The 20,126-nt window shown below is 70.8% G+C and carries 11 protein-coding genes; 8 read left to right on the top strand and 3 right to left on the bottom strand.

What is annotated here, in order from left to right; all coding sequences use genetic code 11:
- Nucleotides 1-87: 87 nt before the first annotated feature.
- Complete coding sequence (locus tag AB0F70_RS25035; RefSeq protein WP_357455119.1) at nt 88-1,041, bottom strand: aquaporin; 954 nt, start codon at nt 1,039-1,041, stop codon at nt 88-90.
- A gap of 246 nt (nt 1,042-1,287) precedes the next feature.
- Here AB0F70_RS25035 and AB0F70_RS25040 point away from each other — a divergent pair, with 246 nt between their 5' ends.
- The 3 genes from AB0F70_RS25040 to AB0F70_RS25050 all read left to right on the top strand — a co-directional run bounded on the left by AB0F70_RS25040 (nt 1,288) and on the right by AB0F70_RS25050 (nt 8,487).
- Nucleotides 1,288-2,277, top strand: coding sequence for a malate dehydrogenase (locus tag AB0F70_RS25040; protein ID WP_357455122.1), 990 nt, complete (start codon nt 1,288-1,290; stop codon nt 2,275-2,277).
- A 151-nt stretch (nt 2,278-2,428) separates the two neighbouring features.
- A complete protein-coding gene (locus AB0F70_RS25045; protein WP_357455125.1) occupies nt 2,429-4,639 on the top strand; it encodes an NADP-dependent isocitrate dehydrogenase in 2,211 nt (736 codons plus the stop codon).
- A gap of 164 nt (nt 4,640-4,803) precedes the next feature.
- Nucleotides 4,804-8,487, top strand: coding sequence for an ATP-binding cassette domain-containing protein (locus AB0F70_RS25050; RefSeq protein ID WP_357455128.1), 3,684 nt, complete (start codon nt 4,804-4,806; stop codon nt 8,485-8,487).
- On the opposite strand, the gene AB0F70_RS25055 is transcribed toward AB0F70_RS25050, so the two are convergent.
- Together AB0F70_RS25055 and AB0F70_RS25060 are read right to left on the bottom strand one after the other, a co-directional pair.
- The gene (locus tag AB0F70_RS25055) at nt 8,484-9,995 is read right to left on the bottom strand and encodes an MFS transporter (protein WP_357455132.1); all 1,512 of its coding nucleotides are present in this window, start codon (nt 9,993-9,995) and stop codon (nt 8,484-8,486) included. The two genes, AB0F70_RS25050 and AB0F70_RS25055, sit on opposite strands and share 4 nt — an antisense overlap.
- Nucleotides 9,992-10,558, bottom strand: a complete 567-nt coding sequence (locus tag AB0F70_RS25060) for a PadR family transcriptional regulator (RefSeq protein WP_357455136.1) — start codon at nt 10,556-10,558, stop codon at nt 9,992-9,994. The genes AB0F70_RS25055 and AB0F70_RS25060 overlap by 4 nt, the downstream gene beginning before the upstream one ends.
- A gap of 68 nt (nt 10,559-10,626) precedes the next feature.
- On the opposite strand from AB0F70_RS25060, the gene AB0F70_RS25065 reads away from it, so the two are divergent.
- From AB0F70_RS25065 to AB0F70_RS25085, 5 genes are all read left to right on the top strand, one after another.
- On the top strand, nt 10,627-11,073 hold the full coding sequence (locus AB0F70_RS25065; protein ID WP_357455140.1) for a GNAT family N-acetyltransferase: 447 nt from the start codon (nt 10,627-10,629) through the stop codon (nt 11,071-11,073).
- 123 nt (nt 11,074-11,196) lie between these two features.
- Nucleotides 11,197-16,674: a pullulanase-type alpha-1,6-glucosidase gene (gene pulA, locus AB0F70_RS25070; protein WP_357455143.1), complete on the top strand. Its 5,478-nt coding sequence runs from the start codon at nt 11,197-11,199 to the stop codon at nt 16,672-16,674.
- A gap of 244 nt (nt 16,675-16,918) precedes the next feature.
- Complete coding sequence (locus AB0F70_RS25075) at nt 16,919-18,268, top strand: extracellular solute-binding protein (RefSeq protein WP_357455146.1); 1,350 nt, start codon at nt 16,919-16,921, stop codon at nt 18,266-18,268.
- 3 nt (nt 18,269-18,271) lie between these two features.
- The gene (locus tag AB0F70_RS25080; RefSeq protein ID WP_357455149.1) at nt 18,272-19,147 is read left to right on the top strand and encodes a sugar ABC transporter permease; all 876 of its coding nucleotides are present in this window, start codon (nt 18,272-18,274) and stop codon (nt 19,145-19,147) included.
- Nucleotides 19,147-20,037 carry a carbohydrate ABC transporter permease gene (locus AB0F70_RS25085; RefSeq protein ID WP_357455152.1) on the top strand — a complete coding sequence of 297 codons (891 nt, stop codon included), beginning with the start codon at nt 19,147-19,149 and terminating at the stop codon, nt 20,035-20,037. The genes AB0F70_RS25080 and AB0F70_RS25085 overlap by 1 nt, the downstream gene beginning before the upstream one ends.
- Nucleotides 20,038-20,126 lie beyond the last annotated feature (89 nt).

Below are 20,126 nucleotides of genomic sequence, written 5' to 3' on the forward strand. Positions count from 1 at the left end.
ACGGTCTGCACAGTGCCCGCACGACGCCGGGGCCGCACCTCCCGTACGGAAGGTGCGGCCCCGGCGTCGTGCAGGTGCTGCGGTGGATCAGGCCTTGTCGTCGGCCTTCTTCGCGGGCTCCGGCGTGGCGACCTCAGCCTCGGCCTCGGCCTCCGCCTTGGCGGGGGTCTCCACGGCGACGATCTCCGTCTCCTCGACCACTACGACGCCGTCGTCATCGAGATCGTCGTCCTCGTCGAGGTCCAGCTCGTCGGTCTCCTCGAGCTCGCTCGAGCCGAACGCGCGGTAGAAGAGGGCGGCCAGGGCGGCACCGACGAGCGGGGCGACCCAGAACAGCCAGAGCTGGCCCCACTCGCCCGCGAAGATCGCGGCGGCGGTCGAGCGAGCAGGGTTCATGCCGGTGTTGGTGACGAACCACGAGACCAGGGTCAGCGCGGCGATGGCGCTACCGACGGCAAGCGGACCGTAGCCGATCGGACGGCGCGGGTCGTTGGCGCCCAGGTACACGCCCACGAGCACCGCGGAGATGATGACCTCGATCAGCAGCGCAAAGCCCCAGTCGAACTGGGCCCCGCCCTGCGTCTGCAGGTAGAGCGGGGAGAGCTCCCCGAAGCCGTTCACCGCCGAGCTGAAGACGCCGGCCGTGTCCTCCTTGCCGAGCAGCTCGACGAGAGTGCCGGGAAGCGTCACGAAGAGCACGGCGACGGCCAGGATGGCGCCGACGAGCTGCGCACCCCAGTAGCTGAACATGGCGCCGACCGAGATACGTCCACCGAGCCAGGCGCCCAGCGAGATCGCCGGGTTGAAGTGTGCGCCGGAGATGCGACCGACGGCAGCGGCACCGGCGATGTACGCGAAGGCACCACCGAGCGCGACGCCGAGTGCCTGGGCCGAGTTCAGCGGGCCGTAGACGAGCATCCCCACGATCACGAGCGTCAGCAGGAACGTGCCGAAGGTCTCGGCGAGCAGGCGGACGAGCAGGCTCGGAGACCGCTCCTCGACCTCGGTGACGCCGCGGGTCGCGGCGAGGTCCTGGGACATGAAGTCAGATCCTTTCAGTGGCACACCGATTCGGTGCGCGTTGTGGCGGCGTGCGTGCGATGTCGCGCACATCCTGCCATTACCTGGCTGAGCAATACCTGAATGCGCGCAGGTATTTTCATCACCGTACCCATGCTGTGCCCTACGGCATCGTCTAGAGCCGGTCTCCGGCGGTCGTCAGGGCCCTGCGCACGGATGTTGCGTGGGGGCTGGGCGAGGCGGGCCGGTCGATGCAAGAGTGGGGTCATGACTGAACCCGTGAATGTCACCGTCACCGGAGCCGCTGGCCAGATCGGGTACGCGCTGCTCTTCCGCATAGCCGCGGGCGAGATGCTCGGCGCGGACACGCCAGTACGGCTCCGCCTCCTCGAGATCCCCCAGGCCGTCGCCGCAGCAGAGGGTACGGCGATGGAGCTCGACGACTGCGCCTTCCCCACCCTGGCCGGCGTCGAGATCTTCGACGACCCGGTCAAGGCCTTCGACGGGGTGAACGTGGCGCTCCTCGTCGGTGCCCGCCCGCGCGGCGCCGGTATGGAGCGCGCGGACCTCCTGGAGGCCAACGGCGGCATCTTCGGCCCCCAGGGCCGTGCCATCAACGACGGCGCCGCCTCCGACGTCCGCGTGCTGGTGGTCGGCAACCCCGCGAACACCAACGCGCTCATCGCGGCGACGAACGCGCCCGACGTGCCGGCCACGCGGTTCACCGCGATGACCAGGCTCGACCACAACCGCGCGCTCTCGCAGGTCGCGGCCAGGACCGGGACCGCCGTCGCGGACATCAAGAAGCTCACGATCTGGGGCAACCACTCCGCCTCGCAGTACCCCGACCTGTTCCACGCGGAGGTCGGCGGGCGTCCTGGCGCCGAGATCGCCGCGGACACGACCTGGCTCACCGACGACTTCATCCCGACCGTGGCGAAGCGCGGGGCGGCGATCATCAAGGCGCGTGGGGCCTCGTCGGCGGCCTCGGCGGCCAACGCTGCGATCGCGCACGTCCGCGACTGGACGCTCGGCACACCCGAGGGCGACTGGACCTCCGCGGGCCTCTGGTCCTCCGGCGAGTACGGCGTCCCGGAGGGGCTCGTCTCCTCCTTCCCCGTGACCTCTGACGGCACCGGCGAGTGGAAGATCGTCGAGGGCCTCGAGATCGACGAGTTCTCCCGAGCGCGGATCGACGCGAGTGTCGCCGAGCTGGCCGAGGAGCGCGACGCCGTCCGCTCCCTGGGCCTGGTCTGACCCGCACCCGACGTACCCGTTGGTCGAACCCGACCAACGGGTATGCCGGGGCGTGAGGTGCGTCTCGCAATTCCGGGGACCGCGGCACCCTCGGGTATCTTGATGTCGAGAGATCGGCACATTCCAATAACCCGGGGAGTCAGCCACACCCATGGCCAAGATCATCTATACCCACACGGACGAAGCCCCACTCCTGGCGACGTACTCGTTCCTGCCGATCGTCTCGGCATACGCGGCGAAGGCCGGTGTGGACGTCGAGACCCGCGACATCTCGCTCGCCGGCCGGATCATCGCGCAGTTCCCGGAGCGGCTCACGGAGGAGCAGCGTCAGGCCGACGCGCTCGCCGAGCTCGGTGAGCTGGCGCACGACCCGTCCGCCAACATCATCAAGCTGCCCAACGTCTCGGCCTCGCTGCCGCAGCTGAAGGCCGCCATCGCCGAGCTCCAGGGCCTCGGCTACGACCTGCCGGACTTCCCGGAGAGCGTCGAGACCGACGCCGAGAAGGACGCGCGCGAGCGCTACGGCCGCGTCATGGGCTCCGCCGTGAACCCGGTGCTGCGCCAGGGCAACTCGGACCGCCGGGCACCGGCGTCGGTCAAGAACTACGCGAAGGCGCACCCGCACCGCATGGGTGCGTGGACGCCCGACTCGAAGACGAACGTCGCGACCATGGGCCACGACGACTTCTTCTCCAACGAGAAGTCGGTGGTCATCGAGGCCGACGACACCCTGCGCATCGAGCACGTCGCCGCCGACGGCACCGTCACCGTGCTCAAGGAGTCGCTGCCCGTCCTCGCCGGCGAGGTGGTGGACGGCACGTTCATCGACGGCGCCGCGCTGGACGCGTTCCTGCTCGAGTCGATCGAGCGGGCGAAGGCCGAGGGCGTGCTGTTCTCCGTGCACCTCAAGGCGACGATGATGAAGGTCTCCGACCCGATCGTCTTCGGCCACGTGGTGAAGGCCTTCTTCAAGCCGGTCTTCGAGAAGTACGGCCAGGACCTGGCCGACGCCGGCCTGTCGGCGAACGACGGCCTGGGCGGCATCTTCTCCGGGCTCGCGTCCCTGCCGAACGGCGCCGAGATCCGCGCCGCGTTCGACGCCGCGCTGGCCGACGGCCCGAAGATGGCGATGGTGAACTCCGACAAGGGCATCACCAACCTGCACGTACCGTCCGACGTCATCGTCGACGCCTCGATGCCCGCCATGATCCGCATCGGCGGCCACATGTGGGGGCCCGACGGCGAGGAGGCCGACACCCTCGCGGTGATCCCCGACTCGTCCTACGCCGGTATCTACCAGACCGTCATCGACGACTGCCGCGCCAACGGCGCCCTCGACCCGGCCACGATGGGCTCCGTCCCGAACGTGGGCCTCATGGCGCAGGCGGCCGAGGAGTACGGCTCGCACGACAAGACGTTCGAGATCGCCGTGGACGGCACCGTCCGCATCGTGAACGGTGCCGGCGACGTCGTCATCGAGCACGCGGTCCGGGTCGGCGACGTCTGGCGCGCCTGCCAGACCAAGGATGCCCCGATCCGCGACTGGATCAAGCTGGCCGTCACGCGGGCCCGCGCCTCCGCGACCCCCGCCGTGTTCTGGCTGAACTCGCGCCGCGCGCACGACGCGAACCTGATCAAGAAGATCGAGCAGTACCTGCCGGAGCACGACACCGAGGGCCTCGAGATCCACGTCATGGACCCGTCGGAGGCCACGGCGTTCTCGCTCGCGCGCATCCGCCAGGGCCTGGACACCATCTCGGTGACCGGCAACGTGCTGCGCGACTACAACACCGACCTGTTCCCGATCCTCGAGGTCGGCACGTCGGCGAAGATGCTGTCGATCGTGCCGCTGATGAACGGTGGCGGCCTGTTCGAGACGGGTGCCGGCGGCTCCGCGCCGAAGCACGTCCAGCAGCTCGTCGAGGAGGACTACCTGCGCTGGGACTCGCTCGGCGAGTTCTTCGCGCTGGCCGCGTCCTTCGAGCACCTCGCGGTGAACGAGGGCAACGCCCGGGCCCAGGTCCTTGCGGACACGCTCGACCGCGCCACCGGGACGTTCCTGGGCGAGGACCGGTCCCCGGGCCGCAAGCTCGGCACTATCGACAACCGCGGCTCGCACTTCTACCTCGCCCTGTACTGGGCGCAGGAGCTGGCCACGCAGTCCGACGACGCCGAGCTCGCCACCACGTTCAAGCCCCTCGCGGAGGCGCTGGCCGCGAGCGAGCAGGCGATCGTGGAGGAGCTGCTCGCGGTCCAGGGCAAGCCTGCCGACATCGGCGGGTACTACCGCCCGGACGAGGCGAAGGTCAACGCGGTGATGCGTCCGAGCAAGACGTTCAACGAGGCACTCGCGTCCCTCTGACCCCGCCGAGGTAGTCCTCTGGCGAGGTAGTCGTCCGGCGAGGTAGTCACCCAGCGCACGCTGGGTGACTACCTCGCCGGACCTCGCGGTGGGGGCGTGACGTTGGTCGCTCCGTGGAAAAAGAGGCGGGGACTGTCGGTGTCTCGACGTAGCCTCAAGAAACCATGATCGACGCACCGCGGACCCCTGAGACCACGCCCTTTCCCGAGGCGTCGCCTCGCCCTGCGCCCGTGCTGACGGACGACCCGGACCGCCGGCTCGACTGGCGCCGGCTGCGCGGCGCGGCCGCGGTCATCGCCCTGCTCGCGCTGACGACGGGCGCGGTGGGCCAGGCCCTCGGCGCGGCCGCGGCCGGGAAGCTGGCGGCCGACGCCACCGTCCTGGGGCTCGTGCTGCTCGCCCTGTGCGTGGTGGGCGGTGCGCTGTTCGATGGCCTCGGCCAGGTGGTCTGGGCGAGCGTGGTGGACCGGGCAGAGGGCAAGCTCAGGAGCGACCTGCTCAGCGCGGCGCTGCGCCAGCCGCTCGAGACACTCTCGGAGCAGGCGGTCGGCGAGGTCCTCGACCGGGTCGACGACGACACGCACGCGGTTGGCACGCTCGTGCGCCGCCAGCTGTGGGGCGCGGGCCGCACGGTCGCCGGTGTCATCCCCATGTGGATCATCGCGGGCATCACCTGGTGGCCGGCCTGGTTCCTGTTCCCCGTGCTCGGCGGGATCGTCGCCGTGCTCACCAAGCCGCTGCTCGGCGAGATCGCACGCCGCAAGGTGATCGAGGAGGCCGCGTGGACCGATCACGCCGCCGCCTTCGAAGAGGCGGTCGCCGCCCGGAACGATCTGCGCACCAGCCTCGGGCAGGCGTTCGCCGTGCGCCGGGTCGCGCAGCTCTCCGCGACGGTGCACGACAAGTTCCGCTCGGTGGTGCGCGTCGAGGAGCGCCTGCTCCGGCGCGCCGGCCTGGTGATGTACGCGCTGCTGGCCGGTACGGCCGTCGCGTGCGCCGTGGTGGCCGTCGGTGGTGGCCTGTCGGTGCAGCAGCTCGTCACGCTCTTCCTGGTCACCGCGATGTTCGTGGGGCAGATGGACAACCTGGTGCACCACCTGCCGGACATCCAGGAGGGATTCGGCGCGGTGCTGCGCATCCGCCAGATGCTGGCGGTCGAGCCCGAGCCCGACGGCGGCGACGACCTGCCGGACGGACCGCTCGGGCTCGAGCTGCGCGACCTGACCTTCGCCTATGCCGAGGGCACGTTCGCGCTGCAGGGCGTCGACCTGACGGTGCCCGCCGGTGAGACGATCGCGCTCGTCGGCCGCACCGGCTCGGGCAAGTCGACGCTGGCCGCGCTCATGTCGCGCGCGGTCGAGCCGGAACGGGGCTCGGTCTTCCTGGGCGGCGCCGACGTGCGCGACCTGGACCTGCAGAAGCTGCGGGCTGCTGTCGGCGTGGTCACGCAGCGCACGGAGATCATCGCCGGGACGCTCGCGGAGAACATCGCGCTGTTCGCGGACGTCCCCCGGGCCCACATCGAGGCGGCGGTGCGCGAGCTCGGCCTGACCGACTGGACGGCCGGCCTGCCCGACGGCCTCGACACCCTCCTCGGCCCCGGCGGCACCAAGCTCTCGGCGGGCGAGGAGCAGCTCGTGGCATTCGCCCGGCTCCTCGTGCGCGACGTTCAGCTCGTGGTGCTCGACGAGGCGACCGCGCGGATGGACCCGCTCACCGAGGCGCGCGTGGTCGCGGCGTCGGACCGGCTGCTCGCCGGACGCACGGGCGTGCTCATCGCGCACCGGCTCGGCACCATCGAACGAGCCGGCCTCGTGGCCGTCCTCGATCACGGCCGGGTGGTGCAGCAGGGGCGGCGCGCGGTCCTCGCCCGCAACCCGGGACCGTTCCGCTCGCTGCTGGAGGCGGGCGCGAGCGACGGGTCGCTGGACGCGCAGGGGGCAAGTCAGACGACCGACGCCACCGACACGGCACGCGCCCAGTCGGTCGCGGCTCCCGGCACGCTGCCGCGCGACACGGCTTCGTCCGACACGGCTTCGTCCGACACGGCTGAGTCCGACACCGCGGGGTCCGGCTCCACCGAGCCTGACAGCGCCACGGGCGAACCTGACGCGGTCGGCGGTCGCCGTCGCGCCGGAACCCCGCCCGACCTTGCCCGGCCCGGCGACGGGCCGAGCCTCGCGCGCGGTGTGCTGCACGCGCTGTTCGTGCGTCCGAAGTGGGGCCTGGTCGGCGCGGTCCTGTTCCTCCTCGCCAGCCTGGTCGCGGCACAGGGAGCCGTCACCGGGTTCCTGTGGGGCCGCACGGTCGAGCAGGTGGGCACCGGTGAGCTACCCGTGGCCCTGCTGGTCTCGCTCGCCGTCCTGCTGCTGATGCAGCCGCTGTTCGTCTCCCGGGCCATGGGCGTGTACCCGCGCTGGTGGATCGAGATCCTCCTGCGGATCCGGATGTCGGTCATGCGCGGGCAGACCCGGCAGTACCGCCTGCCCGAGACGCCGCCCGGCGAGGTCGTGGCCAGGTCCATGGACGCTGACCGGTTCGTGCGGTACGCGGACCGCTGGGTCGACTTCGTCAACGGGCTCGCGATCGTGGCGGTCACGGCCCTGATCAGCGGAACCTGGACCGCGGGCGCCGTCCTGCTGGCGGTCATGGTCGTCTCGGCGGCGGCGTCGGCCATCGGCCGGCCGATCGCGGGTCGCTCGGCGGCGGGCTCCTCGGCGGCGCGTGCGCGGTTCGGGCGCGCCCTGGTCTCGGCGCTCGACTCGGCCCGCACGGTGAAGCTCGCCGCCCGCACGCCCGACGTCCGCAGGCACCTCGGCGTGGTCGACTCCGGCCGCGTGCAGGCCGCCATCTTCGAGCACCGGGTGCAGGCGGTGCTCGACTCGGTGCCGCTGGTGGCCCTGTACGTGGGCGTGGTCGCCGCATGGGCGTTCTACCTCACCGACCGGTGGGACCTGGCCACCACGCTGCTCGTCTCGAGCGCCGTGATGGGCTTCGCCTGGTTCGGTGTCGTCGCCGGCGCCGTGGTCACCGAGGCGCCCGGGACCCGGGCCTGGCAGGTCGCGACGGCCCGCTTCGCGGGAGGCGCCGACCTCGTCTCGCGCGGGCGGGGCGTCGACCTGGTCACCGGCATCGCGCCGTCGCCCGAGCCTGCCCCGCGCGAGCCCCTGGACCGTCTGGAGCTGCGCAACGTCACCGCGCTGCACGACGACGGCACGATCGGTGTCTCCGACGTCGACCTCGTGATCCGGCGCGGCGAGCTCGTGCTCCTGCTCGGCCAGGTGGGCTCGGGCAAGTCGTCGCTGCTGTCCGCCCTGGCCGGGCTCATGGAGCACACCGGCGAGGTCCGCTGGAACGGCACCGAGGTGACCGACGCCCAGGTCTTCATGCGCCCCGGCCAGGTGGCCCACGTGGCCCAGGTGCCGCGCGTGCTGTCCGGTACGTTCTCCGACAACGTGGCGCTCGACCACGCCCGCGACATCGTCGGCCCGGTCCAGGGCGCGCGTCTCGCACAGGACATGGAGGAAGCGGGCGGCCCGCACGCCCTCGTCGGGCACCGTGGTGTGCGGCTGTCCGGTGGCCAGGTCCAGCGGCTCGCGCTCGCCCGGGCGCTCGCCGCGGACACGGAGCTCCTGCTGGCGGACGACGTCTCCAGCGCGCTCGACGCCTCGACCGAGATCGAGCTGTGGGCCGCCCTGCGTGAGCGGGGCACCACGGTGGTGGGCGCGACATCGAAGCGTGCGGCGCTCTCCCGAGCCGACCGTGTGGTGGTGCTGGTCGACGGCAAGGTCGCAGAGGTCGGGCCGTGGGCTGAGCTCGCGGCGAGGTGGAGCCACCTCGCCGGCTAGGCGGGCCGCACCCGGTCGTCGACCCGGCGGGGCAGCGTGAAGACCAGCAGGAACGCCGCCACGGCGAGTCCCGCGCTGGTCCCCATCGCCATGGTCGCGGCGTGGCCGAAGGCGTCGGCGACCACCTCCGGCGTCGGGCGGCCGGGCGGGAACGTGAGCGACCCGAAGAGCACGGAGCCGACGACGGCGATACCGGCCGCCGACCCGACCCGCTGCATCGTGCCGATCACGCCGGACGCGGCCCCTGCCTGGTTGCGGTCCACCGTGGCGACGATGAACTGGGAGTTCGGGGCGATGAACATGCCGCTGCCGATGCCGCCGACGAGCAGTGGCGCGGCCAGGGTCCAGTGCGTCAGGTCGCCGGTCGGCACCAGCCAGAGCACGAGCCACAGCGACACGAGCCCGATGGCGACCATGCCCGTGCCGAGCACGAGCACCGTGCGACCCAGGCGGTGCGTCAGCCGCTCGCTCTGCGACGCGCCGACTATCGACCCGATGGCGAACGGCACCGACACGATCCCGGACGCCAGCGCGGAGTGGCCGAGCCCGGACTGCCAGAAGATCGAGATCGTGAAGAAGATGCTGGTGAACGCCGCGAAGTAGACCAGCGCGAGGACGGCGCCGCCGGTGAACGCGGCGTGCGCGAACAGGCGCGGCGGGACTAGCGGGTTGCCGCCCCGTGCCGCCACCCGGCGCTCCCAGGACGCGAACGCCACGATCAGCAGCAGCCCGCCCGCGAGGGACGTCCAGGTCCACCACGGCCAGCCGGCGTCCTCACCCTCGATGAGCGGCACCAGGACCGCGAGCAGCGCCGCCGTGACGATCAGCAGTCCGACGACGTCGATCCCGCGCGCGGTGGCTCCCACGACGATCCGGGGAAGCAGAACGATCGCCGCGACGACCGCGATGACCCCGAACGGCAGGTTGACGAAGAAGATCGAGCGCCAGCCCTCGTTCTCGCCGAACGCCTCGATGAGCAGACCGCCGACGATCGGCCCGAGCGCCGTGGAGAACCCGATGGCCGCGCCCATCACCGCGAACGCCTTGCCCCGTGTGCGCCCGGCGAACATCAGCTGGATCAGCGCCGTCACGGCCGGGAAGAAGATGCCGCCGCACAGGCCCTGGACCACGCGAGCCACGATCAGCTCGGTGGCGCCGGATGCGAGGCCGCACCAGAGGCTCGCGAGCGTGAACCCGGCCAGGCCGACGACGAACACCCACTTGTGGCCCACCCGGTCACCTACCCTGCCGGCAGGGATGAGGGCCAGGCCATAGGCGAGCGCGTACCCGGAGATGATCCAGGACAGCGTGCCCTCCGAGGCGTCGAACGACGTGCGGATGGTCGGCAGCGCGACGTTCACGATCGTCGTGTCGAGCAGCGCCATCGAGACGCCGAGGATGAGTACGGCGAGCGCGATCCACGAGCTGCGTGGAGTGGGGTCAGCGTTCGTGCCTCCGCCGGGTGATCCTCGGCCCGGCTCCGGGGTGGGCGTGCTGGTGCTGGTCATGGCTTGTCCTCTCGGCTCAGCTCGTCGGCCACGATCTGCGGCACGGCGGCGAGGAGTCGTTCGTGGAAGGTGATCTCCGCGCGGAGACGGTCGGTGGTGTGGGTGATGGTCACGAGCTCGACCGTCCTCAGGTGCTGCGCGATGCTCTCGCTGTGCGCCTCGCGTTCCGCGAGGCGGCGCCTGAGCTCGTCGAGGCGGTCACGGACGACGGCGTCGAGCTCGTCGAGCGATGCCGTGTCGAGGCGGGTCAGGGCGAGGTCCAAGGGGTCGGGGCGCAGCTCGACGCGGGTCAGCGCATCGGCTCGTACGTCGGCAAGGGCTCCACGGCCGGCCTCGGTGATGTCGTAGACCTTGCGTTCCGGATAGTTCCCCGACCGCTCGGTGCGGACGGTGGTGATCAGTTTCTCGGACTCGAGGCGCTTGAGCGCGCCGTAGACGGCACCCACGGTGACGCCGGTCCACCTGTCGATGTGTTCCTCCTCGGCGAGGAGGCGCATCTGGTGGCCGTGCATCGGGCCGCGGCGGTCGAGTGAGCCGAGGACGAAGAGGCGGATGGCGCTCATGCGACTACTCTCGCACAAGTAGTCGTCCACATGCCAGTCGATGGTCACTGTGTGCTTAGGGTGGCGCCGTGGACCTGAACTTTCGTGAGGCCGAGCGCGACGACCTCGAACGCATCGTCGAGCTCATCGCCGACGACGCCGTGGCTGCCGCCCGCACCGGCAGCTACGGCGAGCTGCACATCAAGGGCTTCGAAGCCGTCACCGCGAGCCCGGACAACGAGCTGGTGGTCGTGGAGGCCGACGGCGAGGTGATCGGCGTCATGCAGCTGACGTTCATCCCGGGGATCTCGCGCAACGGCGCCTCCCGGCTGCTGGTCGAGGCGGTCCGCGTGAGCAGCGAGCTGCGCGGCCAGGGCATCGGCCGGCTTCTCATGGAGCACGCCCACGAGCGCGGCCGGGCCCGCGGCTGCGCGCTGGCCCAGCTGACGTCGGACAAGCAGCGGTCCGAGGCGCACCGGTTCTACCGGAGCCTCGGTTACGAGCAGTCCCACGAGGGCTTCAAGCTGCCGCTCTGACGCCCGCGGTCGAAAGTCCGGCCACCAAAACCACTATGCATGGATCCTTGCTGCAAAGTTCTGCAAGCGTTACAGTCGCGCTCGGACCACACATCCTGGTTCCGGACGACGAAGGGGTCATCCATGTCTCGCACCGCGCGCCCGCGCCTCACACAGCTCGGCGCGGCCGCCGTCGCGACAGCCCTCGCGGCATCGGTCGGGCTCGCCGCCTCGGCATCGGCGGTGACCGGCACGGTCGTACCCGTCGCGATCACCGCGACCGAGGCGGCGGACCGTACGGCCGCCCTCGTGGGCAGCCTCCAGGACGAGCTCGGCTGCGCCGCCGACTGGGATCCCGCGTGCGCCGCGACCGAGCTGGTCGCCCAGGGCGACGGCACGTTCGTCGCTGAGTTCGAGGTTCCGGCCGGAACCTACGAGTACAAGGTCGCGATGGACGACGCGTGGGACGAGTCCTACGGCCGCGACGGCGGCCAGGACAACATCCCGCTCCACCTCGAAGGCCCCGCGACGCTCCGCGTCACCTACGACGACGCCACCCACCGCACCGCCCTGGCCCCGCTCACCCTCGCGGGCGAGTACACGGAGCAGGACGGCGCCCTCGTGCGCGAGCCCGTCCGGCAGCCGGGCAGCGACGAGCGCTTCTACTTCGTGATGACCGACCGGTTCGCCAACGGCGACCCGGCCAACGACGAGGGCGGTCTGACGGGCGACCGGCTCACCACCGGCTTCGACCCGGCCGATAAGGGCTTCTACCAGGGCGGCGACCTCGCGGGCCTGCGCCAGAACCTCGACTACATAGAGGACCTGGGCACGACGGCGATCTGGCTCACCCCGAGCTTCCTCAACCGCCCCGTACAAGGCGAGGGCGACGACGTGAGCGCCGGGTACCACGGCTACTGGATCACCGACTTCACGCGCATCGACCCGCACCTGGGCACCAACGCCGAGCTCGAGGCGCTGATCGACGACGCCCACGCGCGCGGCCTGAAGGTCTACTTCGACATCATCACCAACCACACGGCCGACGTCGTCGACTACGCCGAGGGCACCTACGACTACGTGGACCAGGCCACCGCCCCGTACACGGACGCCGCCGGCAACCCGTTCGACCCGGCCGACCACGCGGGGACGGGCAGCTTCCCCGAGCTCGACGCCGCCACGAGCTTCCCGTACACGCCGGTGATCGACCCGGCCGACCAGGACGTGAAGGTCCCCGCCTGGCTCAACGACCCGACGCTCTACCACAACCGGGGCAACTCGACGTGGGCCGGCGAGTCCGTCACCTACGGCGACTTCAGTGGTCTGGACGACCTCATGACCGAGCACGGAGACGTCGTCGACGGCTTCGAGGAGATCTACAAGGCGTGGATCGACCTCGGCATCGACGGGTTCCGCATCGATACCGTCAAGCACGTGAACTTCGAGTTCTGGGAGGAGTGGTCGGCCGAGATCGAGGAGTACGCGCACGCCCAGGGCCAGGACGAGTTCTTCACGTTCGGCGAGGTGTACGACGCCGACGCCGCCAAGACCTCCCCGTACGTGCGCCGCACGGACATGAGCTCCGTGCTCGACTTCTCCTTCCAGTCCGCCGCCACGAGCTACGCGAGCGGTAACAGCGCACAGCGGCTCGCGGACCTGTACGCCTCCGACGACCTGTACACCACGCCGCACAGCAGCCCCGCCGCGCTGCCGACGTTCCTCGGCAACCACGACATGGGCCGCGTCGGCTACATGCTGGCCGGCTCCGACGACCCGCTGGCACGCGACGAGCTGGCCCACGAGCTGATGTACCTCACGCGCGGCCAGCCGGTCGTCTACTACGGCGACGAGCAGGGCTTCGCGGGCACCGGCGGTGACAAGGACGCCCGGCAGACGCTCTTCGCCACGCAGGTCGACGAGTACGCGAACCAGCCCCTGGTCACGGGTGGGCAGGCCGGGAGCGTCGACCGCTACGGCACCGACGCACCGCTCTACGAGCACATAGCGGCCCTCGCCGACCTGCGGGAGGACCACCCCGCGCTCGCCACGGGCGCCCAGAGCGAGCGCTTCGCCGCCGATGGCGCAGGCGTCTACGCGTTCTCCCGCGTGCACCGCGACGAGCTGGTCGAGCACCTGGTCGCCGCCAACAACGCGGCCGCCGAGCGCACGGTCACGTTCGACGCCCTCACGCCGGGTGCGACGTTCGCCCCGCTGTACGGCACCAGCACGCCGGTCACGGCCGACGCCGACGGCGCGGTGACGTTGGCCGTCCCGGCGCGCTCCACGATCGTCCTGGTCGCCGATCGCACAGTGGACGCCGACACGGCGGGAACAGTCACAGTGGTCCCGGGCGTCAGCGCCCGGGCTGGTGCCGCGGTGTCCGGCGTCGCCCCGGTCGCCGCAGGCATCGACGACGCCTGGGCCGAGACCTCCTTCGCCTGGCGCGCGGTCGGCACGGACGAGTGGCACCACCTCGGCACCGCCGAGGACACGACGCCGCGCGTGTTCCACGACGTGGGCGCGGGCGGCGACGCCCTGCCGGACGGCAGCCTCATCGAGTACCGCACGGTGACCCAGGACGCCGATGGCGACCGCGCCGCGGCCAGCTCGTACGCGTCGGTCGGCGTCGACGTGAGCGGCGTGGTGGACGACGGCACCGACCCCGACATCGACATGGTCACCGTCGCCGGCTCGCACAACAGCGAGATGGGCTGCGCCGGCGACTGGACCCCGGACTGCGAGGCCGCGCGCCTCACCCTCGCCGACGACGGCACCTACACCGGCACGTTCGAGCTGCCCGCCGGCTCGTACGAGTTCAAGGTCGCGCTGAACGGCTCCTGGGCCGAGAACTACGGGGCGGACGGCGTCCGCGACGGCGCCAACATCTCGTACTCCACGGGCGGCGGCCCGGTGACGTTCACCTGGGACCCGGAGACCAAGGTGCCGACCGTGCAGGTCGGCACACCGGGAACGCCGGGGGAGGGGCAGCAGGCCGCGCACTGGGTGCGCGAGGACCTGGTCCTGGTGCCGACCGAGGACTTCGGCGCCGGCGACCGCTGGGCCCTCGAGACCGGCGATCCGGGGGACCCGACGTCGTACGCGCTGCACCCGGGCGAGCTGCCCGCGGACGTCGCCGAGGACTTCCCACACCTGGCCGAGCACCTCGCCCTGGAGGTCGAGGGCATGGACCGGGCCGCGGCGACGTCGGCCCTGCGCGGAGCGCTCAAGGTGACCCGGCACGACGGCGAGACGCTCACCGCCGCCACCGGCGTGCAGATCCCCGGCGTGCTGGACGACCTGTTCGCCACCGACCGCGCGCTCGGGGTGACGTGGCGGGGCAGCAAGGCGTCGTTCGGCCTGTGGGCGCCGACTGCGCGGGCGGTGCGCCTGCAGGCCTGGCCCGCGGGCACGTCGCTCGACGCCGAGCCGCGCATCGTCGAGATGAAGCGGCAGGATGACGGCGCCTGGACGTTCGACGGCGGGCGCGGCCTCGACAAGCGAACGGGCTGGCAGGGGGCTCGGTACCGGTACGCCGTCGAGGTGTACGTGCCGAGCACCGGCCAGGTCGAGACCAACGTCGTGACCGACCCCTACTCGGTGGGCCTCACGCTCGACTCGACGCACTCGGTGGCGGTGGACCTCGACGTGGCGGACTGGCGGCCCAAGGTCTGGCGCACCACGCCCGCGCCGGTCGTCGAGAACCCGGTGGACCAGACGATCTACGAGCTGCACGTGCGCGACTTCTCGATCACTGACGAGACCGTGCCCGAACGTCTGCGCGGCACCTACGGCGCATTCGGCGCGAGCCGCTCGGACGGCATGACCCACCTGCGCTCGCTGGCCGACGCCGGTCTGACCACCGTGCACCTGCTGCCCACGTTCGACATCGCCTCGATCCCCGAGGACCGTGCGGCCCAGGCCACGACCGGCGACCTGTCCGGCTTCGCGCCCGACAGCGAGGAGCAGCAGGCCGCCGTCGCGGAGGTCCAGGGGCAGGACGGCTTCAACTGGGGCTACGACCCGTACCACTTCATGGCGCCGGAGGGCTCCTACGCCGTCGAGGCCGAGGGCGGCAAGCGCGTCGCCGAGTTCCGCTCGATGGTCGGCAACCTGCACCGGGCGGGTCTCCAGGTGGTGCTCGACCAGGTGTTCAACCACACGGCGGCGTCGGGCCAGGACCCGAAGTCGGTGCTGGACCGCGTGGTCCCTGGCTACTACCACCGGCAGAACCCGGTCAGCGGCGCGGTAGAGACCAGCACCTGCTGCCAGAACGTCGCCACGGAGCACGCCATGGCCCAGAAGCTGATGGTGGACTCGGTGGTCACCTGGGCCCGCGACTACCGCGTGGACGGCTTCCGGTTCGACCTCATGGGACACCACTCCACGGCGAACATGGAAGCGGTCCGGGCGGCGCTGGACGAGCTCACCCTGCGACGCGACGGTGTGGACGGCAAGAGCGTGTACCTGTACGGCGAGGGCTGGAACTTCGGCGAGGTCGCGGACAACGCGCGGTTCGAGCAGGCCACGCAGGGCCAGCTCGGCGGCACGGGCATCGGCACGTTCAGCGACCGCCTGCGCGACGCCGTCCACGGCGGCTCCCCGGTCGACGGCGCCTCCCTGTTCACGCAGGGCTTCGGGACGGGGCTGTTCACCGACCCGAACGGCAGGGACGCGCGGCTCGACGACCCGTCGACCGTCAACGACGGCGGAGCCGACGAGGCGGCCGACCTGGCGCACCAGAGCGACCTCGTGAAGCTCGGGCTGGCCGGCAACCTGCGGTCCTACGAGGTCACGACCTCATCGGGGGAGCGGGTCAGGGGTGACGAGCTGGACTACCGGGGCTCGCCGGCGGGGTACGCGGACTCGCCCGAGGAGGTCGTCACCTACGTCGACGCGCACGACAACGAGACGCTGTTCGACCTGCTCACGCTCAAGCTGCCGGCGGACACCCCGATGACCGACCGGGTGCGCATGAACACCGTGTCGCTCGCGACCGCCGCGCTGTCGCAGTCGCCGTCGTTCTGGCACGCGGGCACCGACCTGCTCCGCTCGAAGTCGCTGGACCGCAACTCGTACGACTCCGGGGACTGGTTCAACGCCATCGACTGGTCGGGGCGGGACAACGGGTTCGGGCGCGGCCTGCCGATGGCGGCCGACAACGAGGACAAGTGGCCGCTCCAGGGCCCGCTCCTGGCCGACCCAGCGCTCAAGCCCACCCCTGACGACATCGCGTTCGCCTCGGCGCAGGCGAGCGAGCTGCTGGAGCTGCGGCACTCGACGGACCTGTTCCGACTGGGTTCGGCCGAGCTGATCCGGCAGAAGGTGACGTTCCCCGGTTCGGGCCCGGACGCCGTCCCTGGCGTGATCACGATGTCGATAGACGACCGCGCGGGCGGGTCCGACGTCGACCGGCGGCTGGACGGCGTGCTCGTGGTGTTCAACGCGTCGCCGACGTCGGCCACCGTGGAGGTGCCCGAGCTCGCGGGCCGCGACTACGCCCTCTCGCGGGTGCAGGCGCGCGGTGCGGACGCCGTCGTACGGGAGGCCGAGTGGAACGCGGCCGACGGGACCGTCACAGTGCCCGCGAGGACGGTCGCGGTCCTGACTGACCCCCGCGGCTGACCTCCGACTGCACTTGTCACCCGCGTGATTTGTCGTCTGCGGACTTGGTTGCGGCTACAGGCTCTGTCACCGCAACCAAGTCTGCAGTCGTCGGTGTGGAGACAGGCCAAGTCTGCGGTCGTCGCAGAGGGGTCCGGCTGACAGCGCTGACAGCCAACCCTTGACTCTGACCCGTCAGGGGTGAATCGTGTGCCTCAGATGGTCCGGCAGCGCTGCCGGACTTCGCACGACGCAAGGGAGCTTCATGCGCACGGCACGATTCCTCATCGCACCCGTCACGGCAGTGGCACTCGCCCTCTCGCTCGGTGCCTGCGGCTCGGGCGGAGGCGGCTCCGACGACGGCACGATCAAGGTCGCCTACCAGAAGTTCGGCAACTTCACGCAGGCGGACGAGCTGTTCAAGGACGTCAAGGCCGACTTCGAGAAGGCGAACCCGGACGTCACCGTCGAGCTCGTGCCCATCGAGGCGCAGCAGAACGACTACTTCACGAAGCTCGCGCTGATGAACCGGTCGCCCAGCACCGCGCCCGACGTCATGTACGAGGACACGTACATGATCAAGTCCGACGTCGAGGCCGGGTACCTGGCGCCGCTGGACGACTATCTCGCCGAGTGGGACGAGTGGGACCAGTTCGTCGACGGCGCCAAGGAGGCCGGCGCGGGCGACGACGGCAAGACCTACGGCGTCTCCATGGGTACCGACACCCGCGGCCTCTGGTTCAACAAGGACGTGCTCGCGAAGGCGGGCCTGCCCGAGGACTGGGCCCCGAAGTCCTGGGACGAGCTGCTGGAGGCGGCCCGGGCCATCAAGGAGTCCGACCCCGACGTCGTGCCGTTCAACATGTACTCCGGCAAGCCCCAGGGCGAGGCCGCGGTGATGCAGGGCTTCGAGATGCTGCTGTACGGGACGGGCGACACCCTCTACGAGGACGGCAAGTGGGTGCTCGGCTCGCAGGGCTTCGTCGACGCCCTTGGCTTCGTCACCACCGTGTTCACCGAAGGGCTCGCGCCCACGCCGCAGCAGGCGCTCGACACCAACATCGCCAACACGGTCCAGGCCGAGTGGCTGCCCGAGGGCAAGGTCGGCATCTCGCTGGACGGCTCGTGGGTCGCCGGCACCTGGCTCGAGTCCGGTAACGCGCCCTGGCCCGAGTGGTCCGAGAAGATGGGCGCCGCGCCCATGCCTACCCAGGACGGCGCAGCGCCCGGAGCCGTGAGCATGTCCGGCGGCTGGACCCTCGCCATGGGGTCCGGTTCCAGCAACCCCGACGCCGCCTTCGAGTTCATCTCGATGGCCCTGAACCGCGAGAACTCCCTCTGGTTCGACGTCGCGAACAGCCAGATCGCCGTGCGGACCGACGTCGCGGAGGACCCCGAGTACACGAAGACCAACCCGACCACCGAGTTCTTCACGGGTCTCGTCGACGTCACCCACTTCCGGCCCGCCACCTCGGACTACCCGAAGGTCTCCAACGAGATCATGGTCGCGATGGAGTCCGTGATGACCGGGCAGCAGACGCCTGAGGAGGCCGCTGCGGTCTACGACGAGGCCGTCACCGGCATCGTCGGCGAAGAGAACACGACCCAGGGCTGACCTGTGGCCGTCACGTCTCGCGGCGCGGCGCGGGTGATTCCACTCGCGCCCGCCGTCGTCCTTCTTGCGCTCTTCATGCTGGGCCCCGTGATCTGGTCGTTCTACGGCTCGTTCACGGACGCCGCGCTCACCGGACCCGCCGCCCTGAACCCGGAGTGGATAGGGCTCGACAACTACACCGCCCTGTTCGGCGACCCGGACTTCCCGAAGTCGCTGTGGCTCACCGTCGTGTTCGTGTTCCTCTCCGCGGTCGTGGGGCAGAACGTGATGGGCATCATGCTCGCCGGGCTGCTGCGCTCGGCGGTCAAGCCCGTGCGGTCCATCGCCTCGACGGTGGTGGTCGCCGCCTGGGTGCTGCCCGAGATCGTCGCCGCGTTCGCCGCGTACGCGTTCTTCCACTCCGAGGGCACGCTCAACGCCATGCTCGGCGGCATCGGGATCACCGGGCCGGACTGGCTCTACTCCACCCCGATGCTCGCCGTGATCATCGCGAACATCTGGCGCGGCACCGCCTTCTCGATGATGGTCTACTCGGCGGCGCTCGCCGAGGTGCCGCCGGAGCTCACCGAGGCCGCGCAGCTCGACGGCGCGAACGGGCTGCAGCGGCTGGCGTGGGTCACGCTGCCCGTCATCCGGCGCAGCATCTCGACCAACCTCATGCTCACGACGCTGCAGACCCTCTCCGTGTTCACGCTGATCTACGTGATGACCGGCGGCGGCCCGGGCACCGACAGCTCGACGCTGCCGATCCTGGCGTACCAGGAGGCGTTCAAGTTCGCGCAGGTCGGCTACGGCACGGCCATCGCGACGGTGATGATCATCGTGGGCGCGGTCTTCTCCGTGATCTACATCCGCGCGCTCCGACCGGAGGTGGACTGATGGCCGGCCAGACGACAGCGCCCGTCGTAAAAACGAGGCGTAGCGGGACGGTCGGCCGGCTGGCGGGACCACGCGTCAAGCCGACCAAGGTGGCGGCGAACCTGGTGCTGCTCGTGATCGCGCTGCTGTTCGTGCTCCCGATGGCCTGGGTGCTCGTCGCGTCGTTCGACGCGGAGGCGACGCTCTCCTTCGGCCTGCCCGACGCCGTGACGACCGCCAACTTCTCCGCGATCCTGACGCCGGAGCTGACGTGGCTGCCGTTGTGGAACGCGTTCGTGCTGTCCGCGGGCTCCGGGGCCATCACGGTGGTCGTGGCGGTGCTCGCGGCCTACCCGTTGTCGCGCTACCGCATGCGGTTCGGCAAGTACTTCCTGTACTCGGTGCTGTTCGGGACGTGCCTGCCGATCACGGCGATCATGGTCCCGGTGTACGCGCTGTTCGTGCAGCTCAACCTGCTGGACTCCCTGCCGGGCACCATCTTCTTCATGGCGGCGACCTCGCTGCCCATGGCGATCTGGATGACGAAGAACTTCATGGACTCCGTGCCGATCTCGCTGGAAGAGGCGGCCTGGACCGAGGGCGCGTCGGCGATGCAGGCGCTCCGGCGCGTCGTGCTCCCGCTCATGCGGCCGGGCATCGCGGTCGTGTTCATCTTCGTGTTCGTGCAGGCGTGGGGGAACTTCTTCGTCCCGTTCGTGCTGCTGCTCTCCCCGGAGAAGCAGCCGGCGGCCGTGAGCATCTTCGCGTTCTTCGGGCAGTACGGGTCGGTCGCGTACGGACAGCTCGCGGCGTACTCGCTGCTCTACGCGGCGCCGGTGCTGGGGCTGTACGTGCTGGTCACGAGGATCTCCGGGTCGGCATTTGCGCTGGCGGGCGCGGTCAAGGGCTGACGGCGCGATCCTGCGCTCGCGCAGCCCGAGCGCGCCGACCAGCCCGGGCTCCTCGCCCAGCCCAGTGATTAGGTCCGAACTCGGCGTGA

Source organism: Promicromonospora sp. NPDC023805, assembly GCF_040639635.1.
Taxonomy (GTDB): Bacteria; Actinomycetota; Actinomycetes; order Actinomycetales; family Cellulomonadaceae; genus Promicromonospora.